Source organism: Cellulophaga sp. 20_2_10, assembly GCF_023476645.1.
Taxonomy (GTDB): Bacteria; Bacteroidota; Bacteroidia; order Flavobacteriales; family Flavobacteriaceae; genus Cellulophaga.
Window position 1 is genome coordinate 720,561 of sequence record NZ_JAMCOJ010000001.1, and the last position, 17,635, is coordinate 738,195.

The 17,635-nt window shown below is 30.6% G+C and carries 14 protein-coding genes; 7 read left to right on the forward strand and 7 right to left on the reverse strand.

Annotated elements, in window-relative coordinates; genetic code table 11:
* Nucleotides 1-12: 12 nt before the first annotated feature.
* The 7 genes from M4I21_RS03205 to M4I21_RS03235 all read left to right on the forward strand — a co-directional run bounded on the left by M4I21_RS03205 (nt 13) and on the right by M4I21_RS03235 (nt 8,332).
* Entirely contained in the window at nt 13-1,260 is a 1,248-nt protein-coding gene (locus tag M4I21_RS03205; protein ID WP_249557584.1) for a GNAT family N-acetyltransferase, read from the forward strand.
* An 8-nt stretch (nt 1,261-1,268) separates the two neighbouring features.
* Nucleotides 1,269-2,210 (forward strand): GNAT family N-acetyltransferase, encoded by a 942-nt coding sequence (locus tag M4I21_RS03210; RefSeq protein ID WP_249557585.1) that lies wholly within the window; start codon nt 1,269-1,271, stop codon nt 2,208-2,210.
* Between the two features lie 38 nt (nt 2,211-2,248).
* On the forward strand, nt 2,249-3,427 hold the full coding sequence (locus M4I21_RS03215; RefSeq protein WP_249557586.1) for a GNAT family N-acetyltransferase: 1,179 nt from the start codon (nt 2,249-2,251) through the stop codon (nt 3,425-3,427).
* A 55-nt stretch (nt 3,428-3,482) separates the two neighbouring features.
* Nucleotides 3,483-4,676, forward strand: coding sequence for a GNAT family N-acetyltransferase (locus M4I21_RS03220; RefSeq protein WP_249557587.1), 1,194 nt, complete (start codon nt 3,483-3,485; stop codon nt 4,674-4,676).
* 2 nt (nt 4,677-4,678) lie between these two features.
* Complete coding sequence (locus M4I21_RS03225; protein WP_249557588.1) at nt 4,679-5,860, forward strand: GNAT family N-acetyltransferase; 1,182 nt, start codon at nt 4,679-4,681, stop codon at nt 5,858-5,860.
* An 80-nt stretch (nt 5,861-5,940) separates the two neighbouring features.
* On the forward strand, nt 5,941-7,149 hold the full coding sequence (locus M4I21_RS03230) for a GNAT family N-acetyltransferase (RefSeq protein ID WP_249557589.1): 1,209 nt from the start codon (nt 5,941-5,943) through the stop codon (nt 7,147-7,149).
* Nucleotides 7,150-7,168: 19 nt separating this feature from the next.
* Nucleotides 7,169-8,332, forward strand: a complete 1,164-nt coding sequence (locus tag M4I21_RS03235; protein ID WP_249557590.1) for a GNAT family N-acetyltransferase — start codon at nt 7,169-7,171, stop codon at nt 8,330-8,332.
* A 14-nt stretch (nt 8,333-8,346) separates the two neighbouring features.
* On the opposite strand, the gene M4I21_RS03240 is transcribed toward M4I21_RS03235, so the two are convergent.
* From M4I21_RS03240 to M4I21_RS03270, 7 genes are all read right to left on the reverse strand, one after another.
* Complete coding sequence (locus tag M4I21_RS03240) at nt 8,347-9,309, reverse strand: hypothetical protein (RefSeq protein WP_249557591.1); 963 nt, start codon at nt 9,307-9,309, stop codon at nt 8,347-8,349.
* A gap of 2 nt (nt 9,310-9,311) precedes the next feature.
* Nucleotides 9,312-10,301: an MBOAT family O-acyltransferase gene (locus tag M4I21_RS03245; protein ID WP_349628813.1), complete on the reverse strand. Its 990-nt coding sequence runs from the start codon at nt 10,299-10,301 to the stop codon at nt 9,312-9,314.
* A gap of 483 nt (nt 10,302-10,784) precedes the next feature.
* Nucleotides 10,785-11,966 (reverse strand): OmpA family protein, encoded by a 1,182-nt coding sequence (locus M4I21_RS03250; protein WP_249557593.1) that lies wholly within the window; start codon nt 11,964-11,966, stop codon nt 10,785-10,787.
* Between the two features lie 110 nt (nt 11,967-12,076).
* Nucleotides 12,077-13,222 (reverse strand): N-acetyl-alpha-D-glucosaminyl L-malate synthase BshA, encoded by a 1,146-nt coding sequence (gene bshA, locus M4I21_RS03255; RefSeq protein WP_249557594.1) that lies wholly within the window; start codon nt 13,220-13,222, stop codon nt 12,077-12,079.
* A 17-nt stretch (nt 13,223-13,239) separates the two neighbouring features.
* A complete protein-coding gene (locus tag M4I21_RS03260; protein WP_249557595.1) occupies nt 13,240-16,176 on the reverse strand; it encodes a serine hydrolase domain-containing protein in 2,937 nt (978 codons plus the stop codon).
* Nucleotides 16,177-16,269: 93 nt separating this feature from the next.
* Nucleotides 16,270-16,758, reverse strand: a complete 489-nt coding sequence (locus M4I21_RS03265) for an ABC transporter ATPase (RefSeq protein WP_249557596.1) — start codon at nt 16,756-16,758, stop codon at nt 16,270-16,272.
* 68 nt (nt 16,759-16,826) lie between these two features.
* Nucleotides 16,827-17,618 (reverse strand): (Fe-S)-binding protein, encoded by a 792-nt coding sequence (locus M4I21_RS03270; RefSeq protein ID WP_249557597.1) that lies wholly within the window; start codon nt 17,616-17,618, stop codon nt 16,827-16,829.
* Nucleotides 17,619-17,635: the final 17 nt, after the last annotated feature.

Here is a 17,635-nt window from a genome sequence, read left to right on the forward strand (position 1 = left end):
TTCTATTAAAAAATGATACACAACAATCCTTTTCTTAGCAAAACATTTCTAAAGAAGTGGTTTCGTCATTTTTTAGATGACCAAAAGGAAGTATCATTTAAACTATTTCCGGACCTTACCTTTTTTAAAAGCGCTAAAAAACCAATATTCATAAATAGTGCGAAGACAAATACAAAAGGAATTAGTTACACTATTGCAACGAAAGAAAGTGATACTACCTTAAAAAAGACCTTTTTAATCTATGATGTACACTCCTTTTTTAACACCCCAAGTGTTTTAAACGACACTAGATATAAAATAAAAAAAACGGTACAATACCCTGGTTACTTATGTGAGTTAGAAGACTTTTTAAGTGTTAAGGAGTACATGCAAAAAAGGCTAAGCAAAAATAGTAATTACAAGTTTAATCTCTACAAAAGAAAGCTAGAACACTCTTTTGACATTCGATATAACATGTATTATGGAGCCATTACTAAAGAAAAATACAATTTTCTTTTTTCTGTCTTTAAAAAGTTACTTGTAAAACGTTTTAATGACAAACAGGAGACTAATAATAATTTAAACCCAAAAGAATGGGACTTTTATTTTGATGTTACCTACCCAATGCTGCTAGAGAAAAAGGCTGCATTATTTGTTACCTACAACAAGGAAACACCCATTGCAATTACCTTATTGTATTTTTCTGACACTATTGCCTTTGATACCATTAGAGTGTTTGATATTGATTATGCGCCCTTTAGACTTGGTACTATTAGTATTATAAAACAACTAGATTGGTGTATTACCAATGGTGTTAAGTTTTTAGATTTCTCTAAGGGTTATTACGAATATAAAGAACGTTGGGCAACAACAACGTATAATTTTGAATACCATATTATTTATGATTCTAAGTCTATGGTATCTAAGGCTACAATGGGCATAACCTTACTTTTTTTCAAGTTTAAAAATTATTTAAGGGATAAAAACATTCATAAAAAATTTCATCAACTTACTTTTGCCCTTAAAAACAATACTAAAAAAACAGAAAAAATAATTCCTGTAAAAAACAATACAACTCCAGTAAAAGAAAACTTAAAAGAGATCCCTATTTTTGATACTGAAAATGAAAATCTTTTAAAATATGTATATGCTTTTTTATACAAGAAATCAGAAAAATTAAATGATATAACGCTCTATAAAATAACAGACCAACGAAATTGTTATTATATTAAAGGGGTACAAAACGTTGCTACTTTTATAGCTTATAATTTAGAAGAATAAGGTACCGTATGCTTGAAAAATATTTCTCAAAAAAATTAACAAACTTTGTTTTCTGTCTATTTATAGAGAGAAGCAAGCCTTCATTTTTTGATGATACCTTATACAACTCAATTACAAGCACCCCTATTACAGGAACTAAAAGCTTGGATCTTGATTCGTCTAGCAGACACCTTGTCCTAAATATACCAAGTTACATACAACTTACCGAGCACAAAGAAAATTTAGGGAATTTAAGATGTATAGATGTACCGCAATACAAAGGCTTTTTAGTAAACCTTAAGGGCCAAGATAGTGCTGCTAATTTTTTGCAAGATCAGCTAAGTAAAAGAAATCAGAAAAATTTACGCTCCAAACAGAAAAAACTAGAAAGCAGCTGTAAAATTACAAGCAGTGTTTATTTTGGCGATATTGAAAAAGATACTTATTCCTTAATTTTTAAAACATTTTATAGCTTATTAAAAGACAGGTTTGACCAAAAAAAGACCCATAACAGATACCTTGCAGATTGGGATAACTTACAAGCTTATGTGTATCACAAAATTCTAAAAAAAGAAGCGTCACTATTTGTTTTGCACGACAATGAAAAGCCTATTGGCATTACTTTAAATTTTCATATTGGAGATATCGTTTTTAGTCATATACAAGCCTATGATGTTGACTATGCTATATATAACATAGGAGATATTTGTATGGTAAACCATATTACTTGGTGCATACAGCATAATGTTAGTATTTTTGATTTGTCTATGGGAGAGACCTATTACAAACTAAAATGGAGTAATTACCAGTATCACTTTTACAATAGATTGTACTACAATAACAACGCTATAGTAGATATGGCTTGGGTAAAAATAACCCTTCTAAAATTTAGATTATTACAGTATTTAAGAGATAAACAAATTCTAGGAAAATACTTTTCTTTAGACAAACTCTTGTACAAACTTAACTAATAAAAAAACTAGGCTTAGGCTATCGTAAATAAAAAAAGATGTTAATAAACATAGACTTTCTAGACCGTATACTTCTAAAGCCAAAGGCTTTATCGGTTTTCTATGTTCAATTAAAAAATAAGATTACCACTAGCGTTCTCTATACAAACAAGTCTGCTACGCCTTTAGATTTTAATAAAAAAGCATACCTATTTGATGATGTTCCAGGTTATATAGCACCAACAATTGCCACAAATAACAACATAAAACTTATAAAGCTTAACACCTATAAAGGTTCTATGATTAATTTAAGTGCCTATGAAAGTGTTGATCACTATTTAAAAGCAAATTTTAGTAGTGACAGGAGGTCTAAATTTAAAACATACAAAAAGAGATTAGATAAGTGCTTTAATATTACCTATAAAACTTATTATGGAAATATAGATAAAGTAGAATACGATCGTCTATTTGTGTGTTTTTCTGAAATGATAAAAACTAGGTTTGAGGATCTAGAAGCAAACCATTATGCGCTAGATAACTGGAGTCTTTTTGAAGACAATTGTTATGATTTAATTCACGCCAAGAAAGCTACTTTATTTGTAATTTATGATAGTAATAAACCTATAAGTATTTCTTTTAATCCTGTATTAGGTGATGTTGCTTATGGCTACCTTAGATCTTTTGATATTGACTATTCTAAATTCTATCTTGGGTTTATAGACACCATATGGGAATTAGAATGGTGTTTTTTAAATAAGATTGCCTTTTTTGATTTGCTAAAAGGATCTTACGCTTACAAAGCAAAATTTACAAACACCTCTTATTTCTTTCAAAAGCAAATAGCATTTAATCCAAAATCTTTACGCTCATCTATTTCTGCTGTTGCACAAGCTTTTAAAGTAAAGAGCTTCTATACCTTAATTAGTTTCTTAAAACTCCTAAACATAGATAGCGTATACCATAACTTTAGAAACAAAAAAAAGGCCGCGCAGATAAATAGCAAAAAAGAAAAAAGCCCCTATTCTGCTCTGGACAATACGGTAGCTGCTGTTTCTACTAAAAATACCCAAGAAATAAATATGAATTCCAATGAGTATTCATTTTTAAAAAAACCAGTGTACGATTTTCTATACACGAGTCAAGAATCTATAAACAATACAACTGTATACAAGATACTAGAAGAAGACAATGCCTATATAGTTAAAGGATTAAATAAGAACAGAAAAATAATGTATTAGTGAATCAGTTTTTAGTACATATCGTTTTAAAAAAGTTAATTAAAACTATTCTTCTATGAGGCATATCGATTTTTTTGACCTTCTTTTAGTATCCAAAGATTTTGCTTTCTATTTTAAAAAAATAAAAAGTAAGGTCTCCAAGAATGTACTATACACAAACACGGAGCCTTCTTTATATAAGCCAAGTAAGGAAGTGTACAAAATAGTAGACATCCCTGATTATATGGAAGTAGAATTACATAACAGTTCTACTAAATTAAAAAGTATAGATATAAACACCTATAAGGGATCTATGGTTAATTTAACCAAGTATAGCAACCTTAAAGAGTTCCTTACTAAACATTTTAATGCAAAAAAAAGAGCTCAATTTAACACCTATAAAAAACGATTAGAAAAATGCTTTAACATAAGCTATAAAGTCTATTTTGGTAACATTGAAAAGGCGGAATATGATCGTCTTTTTAAAAAGTTTCCTGAAATGATAAAAAAACGTTTTGACCTACTAGGTACGGAGCATTATGATTTAGCTGTTTGGGATAGGTACGAGCAAAATAGCTTTTCTTTAATAAATGAAAAAAGAGCATGTCTATTTGTAATTTATGATGGCAACAACCCTATTAGCATCTCGTTAACTCCAGTAATGGGCAAAGTTTTATACGGCTTTGTAAGAGGTTTTGATGTTAACTACTCTAAATTTTATCTAGGATTTACAGATTTAATTTTTCAATTAGAATGGTGCTTCAACAATAATATGGAAGTTTTTGATTTAGTCAAAGGTGTTTTCCCTTATAAATCCAAGTTTACAAATAGTACGTATTACTTTCAGAATAAAATAATATACAATACTACATCTGTATCATCTACCTGTATTGCTTTGGCTAAATCTTTAAAAATTAAAAGCTTTTATTTTATAGTCAAATTGCTCAAAAAAATTAATATAGATACCCTATACCATAGCTATATAAATAAAAAGAATGATGAAAAAAAGATTGAAAAGCTCAGTTTAAATAACGAATGTATGTTGTACAAAACAACAATCTTAACTTCTGATTTTATAGTCTCTAAAAACCATAACACAATAGATATACGTAAAAGTGAAAATTCTTTTCTAAGAAAAACTGTTTATGACATTCTATATACTTTGCAAGAACCCATTACTTCTATTACTATTTATAAAGAAACAGAGGAACGTTATATTTTAAAAGGAATAAAAAAAAGCTATAAAATAACCGCAACTAAAGCACTGTAACTATGGCTAAACATACTAAAACTGTATTTTTAAAAGGCCTGTTTTTTAACGACAACACCTTGCCTTTTTTTGAAAAAATAGCATACCAAACAAAAACGATATACACCACAAAAAACACCAATATAAAATATAACAAAAACACATTTTATGAGGTGGTTGATGTACCAGATTACTTAGATATAGATATACCTAACGAGGCCGTAAAATTAAAAAAAATACAATTAAAAACACTTAAAGGCTATTTAGTTGAAACAAAAAAATATACCACAGTAGAAGAATACCTTACGGCTAATTTTGGCACTAAAAGCAGGTCTAATTTAAGACGCTATAACAATAGGCTAGAAAAATGTTTCAACATTACTTACACTTGTTATTACGGAGATATCTCTAAAGAAAAATACAATAGTTTATTCGTAGCTCTTAAAGCTTTATTAATTAGACGGTTTGAAGAAAAAAAAGAAAACAACTATGAGTTGCGTCACTTTGATGAATACCAGGATACCATCTACAATTTAATTGTAAAGAAAGAGGCTAGCATTTTTGTTATTTATAATGACCAAAAACCTATTAGTATACGCATTAATATGTTTAAGGAAACACTTGGCTACTACATCATGAGTTGCTATGATATAGATTACTCTAAATTTCATTTAGGTTCCTTAGATATGCTTAAAAACATAGAGTGGTGCATAAAAAACAACATCATAACATATGATCTTCTAAAAGGTTATGATTATTATAAAAAGGATTGGAAAACCACTACTTTTGATTTTTACAACTACCTAATTTATGATCCTAGCGCTATACAAGCTACGTTTAATGCTTATGCTAAAAAAGCAAAAACAAAAGCTACGTACAAAATTTACGATACGCTAAAAAAAATACATTTTATTACATACTATAAAAAAGTAAAGCAAAAATTACACAGAAAGGCACCTAGCGTTAGTACAGAAAAAAAAGTAACGCACACTAAATTAGAAGTAAACGAACGAACTGCGAACAGTGTTCAACTAGATTTTGATAAGAATGAAGCTTATTTTTATTTAAAAAGACCTATTTTTAATCTGCTCTTTACGTCTCAAGAACATTCTAAAGATATTAAGGTTTATAAAAACTTAGAAGATGTAAATAATTTCTACGTAATAGGAAAAAACAATAAGTGGTCTTTACATCTTATAGATTAGATCGTACTTACACAACCATGATCACAATACTTATTTTAAACAAAGCGTTACACTTATAGATCGCGTTTTAGTAAACATTTATGTTAAACAATTTGGAACCACATACTAAATTTTCATTTTTCCTTGATCTCTTTTTTAAAGACAAGACTTTTCCGTGGTTTTATAATAAAATAACAAATAACTACTTAAAAACTGTTGTTTACAATAGCGATCATACGCTGCATAAAACAGCTACTATAGAAACGTGTATTGTATATGATATTCCTAATTATTTAGACATAAAAACCACAATACAAGAGGCCGACTTAAAAGAAATTAGATTCCCTCTTTACAATGGCTATGCCGTTTATTTTGGCAATCATGCTACTTGCGATGCTTTCTTACATGACCAAGTAGGTAAATCTAGAACAAACAAGCTTAGAAGACATCAAAATAGACTAGACTTATCTATTGCCCCAACCTATACTATGTATTACGGTGCAATTGAAGAAATAGAATACAAAAGGTTATTTAAAGAATTAAAACGAATAACAGCCTTACGTTTTACCCAAAAAGAAGAGTCAAATTTTGAATTGCCATATTTAAACTATTATGAAGAAATAATGTTTAAAATGATTCTTACCAAAAAAGCAAGTATCTATGTAATTTATGACAAAGATAAACCCATAAATATTACGCTAAATTTTATAGACGGACAAACGATGCTTCACTTTAATAGTTGTTTTGATGTTGATTATAGTATGTATAATCTAGGGCATTTAAACACCATAAAACACCTGCGTTGGTGTTACGATAATAACATAAAGTTATTTGATATGGGCAGGGGAGATTTTTTTCATAAACGTCAGTGGATAAACAAAACATACCTATACCAAGAGCATATTATATATAATTCTAAATCTGTAACGGCTACACTAAAAGCAAAAAAAACAATCGCATTTTACAAGCTTCGTTTTAAAATGGTAGCCGTATTAAAAAAAATGAAATTTCATTTAATATATGGCAAATACATTAAATATAAATACAGATTATTTAATAAAAAAGACACAAAAAATAACCACATATACACTTTAAGTACTGGTGTAGCCATACCAAAAGATGCAAACATAGTTCAGATTAATTATTTAGATGAAGAATACAACAACCTCTTATTTTATGTAAATGATTTTTTACACAAGAATTTTGAAAAAAACTCAGCTATTTGTGTTTACAAAGACACTAAATTAGCGAACACTTATTATATTAAGGGTGAAAAAAACACTCAAAAGATACGTATTAAATCATCATAAATAGTTAGAATACCCTGCAATGATTTCAACCAATAAAATAATATTTAACACACACTTATTCAAAGGTAATTCTATCCCTGCTATAGTTACTTCTCTAACCTATTTTAACGAGCAGCTAGAGAACACTACGAGTAACAATGCTATAAACACCAAGAACTTATCTTTAAGTTTGGTGCCAAGTTATATTAAACTACACATAAAAGACACTACTATAGCGCATAAAATAATAACTCAGAACAATTGGGGTTATGCTATACATTTAAATTCAGATTCTACAATTGACACTTATTTACAACGTCAATTTAAGTCTAAATACAGAAGTATAATTCGTAGGTATGTAAATAGGTTAGAAGCTTGTTTTTCTATAACCTACAAATTGTATCATGGTGATATTTCTAAAGATACTTACGATTTTATTTTTAACTCGTTAAAAGAAATGATTGTAAATAGATTTAAACAAAGAAATGAAGAAAACAAAGAGCTCTATAAATGGGATGTTTTACGAGATGAAACTTACGAGAAAATTAAAAACAAACAAGCTTCCCTTTTTGTTATTTATGATGAAGACAAACCTATAGAAATTTCTTTAAACTATCATTTTGGTACTATGTTATTTAGTACTATTTCCTCTTACGACATTAATTATTCTAAATTTGGATTAGGTCATGTTGAAATATACAAACAAGTAGAATGGTGTTGTGCTAACAACTATGTTCTTTATGAAATGGGCGTTGGTGGTATGGATTACAAAAGAAGGTGGAGCGATACAATTTATAATTTTGAACACCATATTACGTATTCTAAAACCAGTCTACTGTCTAAGATTAAAGGAGAAACAGAGATCTTTAAAATAAAGCTTAAAGAAAATTTAAAGGCGAAAAAACTAAATGAAATAATTCCGAACCTTAAAAACAAGTTTTTAAAAGGCAAACAATTTGAAGAAGCGGATGAAAACATTACTGTTTCTGCAATAACAAAAACCAACGGTACAGAACAATTTAATTTAAATAGTTCAAAAGAAATTGCAATTGATACTACGGACTATAATTTTTTAAAAAAATACATGTATGATTTTGCTTATACAACTACAAAGCACGTAGATACTATAAAGACATATCTAATAGAAGAGAACAATTACCTAATTGTGAGTGAAAATGAATATCAAAAAGTTAGCAAAAACTAAAATAGTAGTGATCACTATTTCACCAACTGAATATTTTCATTTTTAATATAATCTACAATTTCATCTGCAACTATACTTCTACCATTATTATTCCAATGCATATCGTAGATGAGTGTCGTATTTTTACGAGATTCCTTAAGTTTTTCACCTATCCCAATATATTTATAGTTTTTTTCTTTTAAATAATCTAAAAACTTAGGAGGGGTATTAGTTTCATCTAATAAAAAACAGAATTTCGCTTTATTAAAACCATATAGATTTATCAGGGAATTTAGGTTATCAATTCTAGTTTCTACTTCTTTATCTAAGTCTACTTCTTTAGGACTTACATTTCTATTTTTTTCTTTTCTAAAGTTTTTTAAATTAGCTACAAAATCTGTTATAGGCTTTAAAGCTCCAATACTTTTTGTATAGACTAAAAGCTTACAGTGTTTAAGAGCTCTGTTAAAAGGCGACTCTAAGGACATACGAGATTTCTCGACCTCGTACTTATCTCTAAATAAATCATTCTCATATTTTAAGCCCAAAACCACAATATCTATGTATTTAAACTGATCCTTATATTGACTAATAAGATGTAATTGATCAGCCATATCATAACCCGCATAACCATATTCATAAACAGATATAGTATCTATTCTGTTTTCTATTTTTTTTCCTATAGAGTTATAATAATTTTGATGAAAGCCTTCTATAAAAGAATCACCTACCAAAGCTACCTCAAAATTCTCCTTGGTAGCTTTAAATTCTCTGTAAGAGTTAAAGCCAAACTTATTAATATGAAACTCAGAAAAATTTTGTCTTCTATTACCTGTAACAGAATAACCAGATTGATTCGGCCTCCACTTTTCTACCTGATAATCATCTACATATCTTGTCGGAGCATCTTTAGCCAAATGGAACACACGTACAAGAACTTCTAAACATAAGAGTAGAAGAAAAAAATATAATCCAATTTTTATAATTAGTTTTTTCATATCTAAAATTGAAAATAAATAAACGATCTATTTACACCATCATCATAAAATAATAGCATTAAAAAAATCACAAGTGTATAAATAATAAATCGTACTATTTTTGATTTAAATTTAAAAGGGTTTCTCTCATCTTTTCTAATCATATATTCATAAATAACAAAAATAATAACCAATACATAATAATCTATCATCCTATATCCCATAGGGTGAGTATATGGCTCAAAAGCAAAATTTGTACAAATTTGTTTAATAAACTTAAAAGAATCAGTAATAGACTCTGATCTAAAGAAAATTCTAGAAAAAGTAACTATTCCAAAAGTTAGTAAAACCTGAAAAAATTCTTTAATAGACGGCAATACAGTATTCTGAGCTACTACACTATTTTTATATATAGAATTACGCCCTAATAAAAAAACAGGAATAAAGGCTACCGCATGAAACGCTCCCCAAAATATGAATGTCCAATTTGCTCCGTGCCAAAATCCACTAACCAAAAAAACAATAGTAATATTTCTAATAGATATTAATTTACTTACACGAGAACCACCTAATGGAATATAAATGTAATGCCTAAACCAGGTAGACAAAGAAATATGCCATCTTTGCCAATACTCTGCCACATTTCGAGAAAAATTAGGGAATTTGAAGTTAGACATCAATTCTACACCAAATAATTTAGCCGTACCAATAGCAATATCCGTATATCCACTAAAGTCTCCATAAACTTGAAAACTAAATAATGTAACTCCTAATATTAAAGTAGATCCGGGGTAGCTAGCGTAATTAGCAAAAATATCATCTACTATAGGAGCTAAAGCATCTGCAATAACTAATTTTTTAAAAAGGCCCCATAAAATTAATTTTAAACCACTAACAATCTGATCATAGTTAAAAACCCTTTTGTTTTCTATCTGCTTAAGTAAGTTTGAAGCTCTTTCTATTGGTCCCGCAACCAATTGCGGGAAAAAACTAACAAAAGTTGCAAAGTTCAAAAAGTTCCGAGTTGGCTTAAGTCTTTTATAATAAATATCCAAAGAATAAGACATTGTTTGAAACGTATAAAAAGAAATACCTACTGGTAAAATTATTCGTAATGTCCAAGTGCTCTTAATTGAATATCCAAAGAGCTGAAACATATCAATAAAAGAATCAATAAAAAAATTATAATACTTAAAAAAACCAAGTAAAGACAGGTTGAAAATCACACTACACCAAAGCCATAATTTTTTCCTCTTAGCATTATCACTATTCCTATCTATATAAATCCCTACAAAAAAATCTACTAATGTACTTGCTAAAATTAAGAAAAGAAAACGCCAATCCCATAACCCGTAAAAAAAATAACTAGCAATTAAAATTAGTATATTTTGATTACGTATTTTCTTCGGAAAAACTATCCAATAGAGTATAAACACTATTGGTAAAAAAATTGCAAAATCTATGGAATTAAAAAGCATTTAATTTAGTAGTTAAAATTATATTTCGTCTATAATTATTTCTATTCTACGGTTTACTCGGTGTTCTTTCTCTGTACAATATACACCATTTGTACAATTATTTAAAAGATCTTTTTCTCCGTAAGCTTCTGCTGTTACTCGTTCTACCCGTATTTCTTTAGAAATTATATAATCTAAAGATCTTTGCATACGCTTAGCAGACAACATTAAATTGTAGCTATCTGAGCCTCTAGAATCTGTATATGCACCTAATTTAATGGTTACTGTTGAGTTTTCTTTTAATAAACCAGTTATTTTATCCAAAATAGTTTTCGATTTAGCATCTAAATACGAACTATTTAAAGCAAAGTTTACACTACCAAAACTATTAATTTTTGATTGCAAATCTTCTCTTAGCTGCTTTTTAGCTTCTAATTTATCTTTCTCTATTTGAGCTAAACGTGCTGACTCCTCTTCTCTTTTAAGACGTTCTGCTACTAATCTAGCTTCATCTTCTTGCTTTTTAGCTATGGCAGTAGAATCTGCAATACGTTGCTGTTCTTTTAAAATTTGTTCTATTTGCGCTTGTTTTTCTACGCCTTTTTTAGAAAGGCCTTTTTCTGTTTTAAATTGATAAACAACTCCTACAGCATGTTGTATATGGTTTGTAACTCCGTCACCTTTATTCATTGCCCATTTACCAGAAGAGCTAAAATCTAAACCAATGCGTTCTGTAATCCAAGTTCTAAACCCTACAACGGCATTATAGGTTCCTCTCCCTTTATTATTAGCATCTGAGTATCCTAAACCTACACCTACGTAAGGATCAAACCAAGCAGTTTCTCCTACTAACTTATTTAAGTCGTAACTAATTCTACTATCAATAGCATAATAATTTGACTCTTTAGGGTTTACTATGCCATCTATTGTTTTACCTACTTTGTACTTATTGTAACTACCAATAGCTTCTAGTCCTATTCCGCTTTCAAAATATTTTCCAATACTAACCCTAGACGGAAAAGCAACAGAATTCCACTGCTTATCTACATCTAACAATTTATCAAAAACATCTCCTGAATCATCTACAACATTATATCCTAGACCAAACATCCAAGAACTTTTAACAATGCTATCTTTAGCGGTAAGCTGTAAATCCTGAGCCCATGCAGAGCCCATTGTGTGAAGTAAAATAACTAAAATCCCAACCTTAATCTTTTTCATAATCTAATTTCCCCAAATTAAGATTACGAAGTTATCTTGTAACAAAACTACACCCAATAAAATCGTATAAAGAGCGAATTTTATCGACGAGGAACTGTATTTAACAAAACTTATTGATGCAAATTTTTGTAGTACTTTTTAAAGGCATCTTCATAGATTTTTTCATACATAGGAAGAATGTTTACGATGTCAAACTTATGCGCCTCTTTTTCTGCGTTATCCTTAAATCTGTTTAAAGTTTCATCGTCCTTTAAAATCTTTAATGCATTTAATGCCATATCATCTACATCACCAACATTACTCATATACCCTGTTACGCCATCTACATTAACTTCTGGTATACCACCCGTGTTACTAGATATTACGGGCACTCTATGCATCATTGCTTCCAATGCTGCTAAACCAAAACTTTCTGTTTCTGATGGCAATAAGAATAAATCTGTAAAACATAAAATACGATCTACCTCGTTGCTGTTTCCTAAAAAAACAACTTTATCTTTTATTCCTAATTCTTCTGCTAATTGTTCTGCTTTCGCTTTTTCTGGACCCTCACCTACCATGACCAATTTGGCTGCAGTCTTATCTTGAATCTGCTTAAATATTTGCACAACATCAGGTATCCTTTTTACTTTTCTGAAGTTACTTATGTGCGTTATAATTCGCTCATCATCATTTGCCATTAAAGAACGTTGACAATCTGTATAATCTGCGTTATAATTGGTTTTATCTATAAAATTTGGGACTACATGTATTTCATTTTTTATATGAAAAAGATCTAATGTACTTTGCTTTAAATTTTCTGATACAGACGTAACTACCTCAGATTTATTAATACTAAATGTTACTGCTGGTTTGTAAAACGGGTGCTTACCTACCAATGTAATATCTGTACCGTGTAGTGTTGTTACCATAGGAATATAAATTCCTTCTTCCTCTAGCATCTTTTTTGCCATATACCCCGCATATGCGTGTGGTATTGCATAATGCACGTGTAACATTTCTATACCAAAAAACTTAACAGTATCTACTAATTTACTAGATAAAGCCAACTCGTATGGCTGGTATTGAAACAATGGATATTCTGGTACGTTTACTTCATGAAAATGTATACGCTCGTTTAAAAGCTCTAACCTTACCGGCTGTCTATACGTTACAAAATGTATCTCATGTCCTCTATTTGCAAGAGCAATTCCTAACTCAGTGGCAACTACACCACTTCCTCCAAACGTTGGGTAACAAACTATAGCTATTTTCATTATAACAAAATTACTATTTAATTTAGTATAGAGTCGTAAATTACTTGTTGAATTCTTGTTCTTAACCCAGATTTAACTAAAAGGTTGTTGTTTTGGGTAGGATACGTTCTGTTAGACAAAAACACATACACTATTTCTTCTTCTGGATCTGCCCATGTATAAGTTCCTGTAAAACCACTATGACCAAAACTTTTTCTTGACACACAGCCACAGGTAGACCCGGATCCTTTTATTTGTGGCTTATCAAAACCTACACCTCTACGTACATCTTCATCACAAAAATAGCAGGTATTAAACTTTTTAATAGTACGCTCATTAAAATAGCGGGTGCCACCATAATAACCACCTTGTAAGTACATTTGCATAATTTTAGCAACATCATTGGCGTTGCTAAATAAGCCTGCATGACCACCTACGCCACCTTGCATTGCTGCTCCCATATCATGCACATAACCTTGCACGGTTGCATAGCGGTAATAATTATCTTTTTCAGAAGGTACTATCATATCTTTAGAAAACTTGTCTAAAGGGTTGTAAGCTGTTCGGTTGGCTCCTATAGATTGATACAGAAAACCATCTACCAACTTATCTAAACCATCATTATACGTATCTTCTATATATTTTTTAAATACATAATAACCTACATCACTATACCGATACCTATTAGATTTTAAATCTTGCCTCCCTATTCTATTGTAAATAGAATCTTTGTAGGCTTTTGTTAAATATAAATGATCAAAAACTTTATAGGGATAATCTGCAGATTCTTCACTACTATAAAACTCTTTAGATGGTTTTCTATTCTTATCCAGCGTACTTACATAAAAAGCGATCCAAGCGGGTAATCTACCATAATGAGACAACGCTTTTAAAACAGTTACATCTTTTAACTCCGTGTCTGCATATGCAGGATTTAGGTCTTTAAATGTATTGTTTAGCGCAATTTTATTCTCCTCCTCCATTTTCATAATCATAGGTAAGGTCCCTAAGATTTTTGTTACTGAAGCTAAATCGTATATGTAGTTGTTTGTAATTTTATCGGTAGACTCGTAAGTTGGCTTACCAAAACTTTTATTGTAAATTATTTTACCTTTTCTAGCTACTAAAACTTGAGCTCCGGGAAACATTAAAGAATCTATACCCGCCAACACCATAGTATCTATTTTCTGCAAGCCGTATCTACTTAAACCAACACGTTCAGGATAATCGTACCCCAATCGTTTTAACGGTTCAAATTTAATTCCCGTACCTACAGGGTATTCAGAACTTATAGAAACAGGCAACTTGCCTTTTGCTCCTATTGCTCCAAATAATAATTGTGCTGTTTTTTGTTGCGCTAAAGTGCTATTTTGGTAGCCCATAACCACAACATCTAACGCAGACATATCTATATCTAAAAGTGAATATGGTTTTGCAAAATTAACCAAGATTGAATTGGATGTTCTTAAAGCCGATACTGCTTTTACTATTTCTAAATCTTTTTGAGAAAATCGATACGATTTCCATGGACTACCATTACTCTTATGATGCCCTATAATTACAATATTAAATTGCTTTAATTTTTGCAACAGTATTTGTAAATTATCTTCTTTTACTTCTGTAATAGTCGTGTAGTTTTTTAACTCTTGTACAAAGTCATCACCAGATGCATCTCCCAAACTTAGATAGGCAATTTTTTTATTCTCTAATTTTACAACAGGAATTAAGTCTAGCTTATTTTTTACAACGGTAATTGCTTCTTCAATGGCCTCTTCATACACCAAGTCATTTTCTAATGTATTTAAGTCTTCATACAAATTTTTAAGGCTTACTAACTTGTGCTTGTGTAACCCTGCTTTGTATTTGGCTTTTAAAATCTTCTTTACAGAAAAGGCCAATCGCTCTTCAGAAATAACACCATAATTAAAAGCTTCTATTATTTTTTGTTTTCCTTTTGCTACATCTAAAGGCATCAATAAAATATCGTTCCCCGCTAAAAAAGCTGTTAAATCTGCATCTCCAGGATTTGTATAGTCCGCAACACCTTTCATATTTAAAGCATCAGTAAAAACCAAGCCTTTAAACTGTAGTTCTTTTTGCAATAAATTAGTTACTATATTTTCTGATAAAGATGAAGGGTAATTTGGTTTTTCCTCTAAACTAGGAATATTTAAATGCGCGATCATTACACTACTTAATCCACCGTGTTTTATAAGTTCCTTAAAAGGATATAACTCTATACTATCTAACCTTTCTTTAGAAAAATTAATAATAGGTAATGTTTTATGAGAATCTGTAGCGGTGTCTCCGTGGCCTGGAAAATGCTTTCCGCTAGACAATACCCCTGCTTTCTCAAAACCGTTTACAAAAGCAATCCCCTTTTTAGCAACGTTCTCTTTTTGTTCTCCAAAAGATCTGTTTCCTATTATAGGGTTTAATGGGTTGGTATTAATATCGATATCTGGAGCAAAATTTATATGTACTCCAAGACGCTTGGCGTGTTTGCCAATTTGCGCTGCTACTTTTTCTACAACTGCATTGTTTTTAATTGCTCCCAAGGTCATATTCCAAGGAAACGCGTAGGTAGAATCTAAACGCATAGCCAATCCCCATTCTGCATCCATACCAATAAGTAAAGGTATTTTTGAAGCTTTTTGGTAGCTGTTGGTCAATTTTGCTTGACGCACAGGACCTCCTGTAGAAAATATAACACCTCCTATGTGTTCCTTAGCAACAAGCTCCTTAATTTTAGTAGTTGCTTGTTTACTTTGATCAGACGCTACACTGACCATAAACAATTGCCCAACTTTTTCATCTAAAGTCATGGCATTATACTGGTCATCTACCCATCTTTTTTGCAACACATAATCCTTAGTTAGTAAAGGATCTATGGTGGGTAATAACGAATCTAATTCCTGAGCATTAACTACTAAAAAACTAAAAAAAAATAAAGGAATTGATAAAAATAACCGCATAAAATAGGGTAAAACAGGTTTGTTCTTGGGTAAACTTTTAGGTTAAGAACTTTGTTCTAGATAATAGAAGCAAAAAAAGACTTGGGAAACTTTTTATACCACCATAAATCTACCGTGCCAACTTTCTTCTGCTGGAACTTCCCAATGATTTACATACTCGTGCTTGTTAGCTACCAAGTTGTTAAATACAATGGTCTTTTTAGAAACCGACTTATTTTTTGCCATTTTCTTAAAGTCGATTAAATTCTTGTATGCAATAAACTCTCCTTGCTTGTAAGAGACATTCATTTTATCTAACAAGTCTATCTCGTACTTTTTCTCTAAAGACTGAATAAAATGTACAGATGCATCTATAGAACAACCTGTTGCAGATGCATTGGTTTGGTCTAAAGCTAAAATGATAAAACGTTTGTACTTAATTTCGTAACCAGCAGTAAGCTCACTACCGTGCGCTGTCCAGTCTACGATAAAAGTCTTTAAACCTTCTTCAATTTCTGATAATTCTTGCTCCGTTAAAGACCTACTGGCCTGGTATATCCAAACACGAGATGTGTCTGACAATTCTTTAAAATCTACTAACATATATATTTTTATTAAAAGTAAATAGACGTTTTATAGTTAAAAACGTCCACACTACCTATAAGATTATTTTACAAATCTTCTGCATTAGCAATAAGTTCTGCAATATCTAGAACTTCTACATCTCCTTCTTTTTCTTTACTCTTAACACCGTCCGTCATCATTGTATTACAAAAAGGACAACCCGCTGCTATAATGTCTGGCTTAGTACCTAATGCTTGTTCTGTACGTTCTACGTTCACATCTTTAGTTCCCTTTTCCGGTTCTTTAAACATTTGCGCACCACCTGCACCACAACACAATCCTTTTTTCTTGCAGTTTTTCATTTCTACAAGTTCTGCATCTAACTTACGTATTAAATCTCTAGGCGCTTCATAAACACCATTTGCTCTACCCAAGTAACAAGGATCGTGAAAAGTAATACGTTTTCCTTTGTATTGGCCGCCTTCCATTGTTATTTTACCCTCAGTCAATAAATCTTTTAAAAACTGTGTATGGTGCACAACCTCGTAGTTACCGCCTAAACCTGGATATTCGTTTTTAATTGTATTAAAACAGTGAGGACAAGCTGTTACTACCTTTTTTACTTCATAAGCATTCATCACCTCTATATTGGTAACGGCTTGCATTTGAAACAAAAACTCGTTTCCTGCTCTTTTTGCAGGATCACCAGTACAACTTTCTTCAGTACCTAAAACAGCAAAACTTACGTTTGCTTTATTTAATATTTTTACAAATGCTTTGGTAATTTTTTTAGCTCTATCATCAAAACTTCCTGCACAGCCAACCCAAAATAATACTTCTGGTTGTTTACCCTCGGCAAATAACTCTGCCATTGTTGGCACTTTTAATTCGTTACTCATAAATATTTTGGATTTCT

What these genes read in the sequence shown, in the direction of transcription:
- M4I21_RS03205 (WP_249557584.1), top strand. Translation starts at nt 13, where the DNA reads ATGATACACAACAATCCTTTTCTTAGCAAAACATTTCTAAAGAAGTGG.
- M4I21_RS03210 (WP_249557585.1), top strand. Translation starts at nt 1,269, where the DNA reads ATGCTTGAAAAATATTTCTCAAAAAAATTAACAAACTTTGTTTTCTGT.
- M4I21_RS03215 (WP_249557586.1), top strand. Translation starts at nt 2,249, where the DNA reads ATGTTAATAAACATAGACTTTCTAGACCGTATACTTCTAAAGCCAAAG.
- M4I21_RS03220 (WP_249557587.1), top strand. Translation starts at nt 3,483, where the DNA reads ATGAGGCATATCGATTTTTTTGACCTTCTTTTAGTATCCAAAGATTTT.
- M4I21_RS03225 (WP_249557588.1), top strand. Translation starts at nt 4,679, where the DNA reads ATGGCTAAACATACTAAAACTGTATTTTTAAAAGGCCTGTTTTTTAAC.
- M4I21_RS03230 (WP_249557589.1), top strand. Translation starts at nt 5,941, where the DNA reads ATGTTAAACAATTTGGAACCACATACTAAATTTTCATTTTTCCTTGAT.
- M4I21_RS03235 (WP_249557590.1), top strand. Translation starts at nt 7,169, where the DNA reads ATGATTTCAACCAATAAAATAATATTTAACACACACTTATTCAAAGGT.
- M4I21_RS03240 (WP_249557591.1), bottom strand. Translation starts at nt 9,309, where the DNA reads ATGAAAAAACTAATTATAAAAATTGGATTATATTTTTTTCTTCTACTC.
- M4I21_RS03250 (WP_249557593.1), bottom strand. Translation starts at nt 11,966, where the DNA reads ATGAAAAAGATTAAGGTTGGGATTTTAGTTATTTTACTTCACACAATG.
- bshA (WP_249557594.1), bottom strand. Translation starts at nt 13,222, where the DNA reads ATGAAAATAGCTATAGTTTGTTACCCAACGTTTGGAGGAAGTGGTGTA.
- M4I21_RS03260 (WP_249557595.1), bottom strand. Translation starts at nt 16,176, where the DNA reads ATGCGGTTATTTTTATCAATTCCTTTATTTTTTTTTAGTTTTTTAGTA.
- M4I21_RS03265 (WP_249557596.1), bottom strand. Translation starts at nt 16,758, where the DNA reads ATGTTAGTAGATTTTAAAGAATTGTCAGACACATCTCGTGTTTGGATA.
- M4I21_RS03270 (WP_249557597.1), bottom strand. Translation starts at nt 17,618, where the DNA reads ATGAGTAACGAATTAAAAGTGCCAACAATGGCAGAGTTATTTGCCGAG.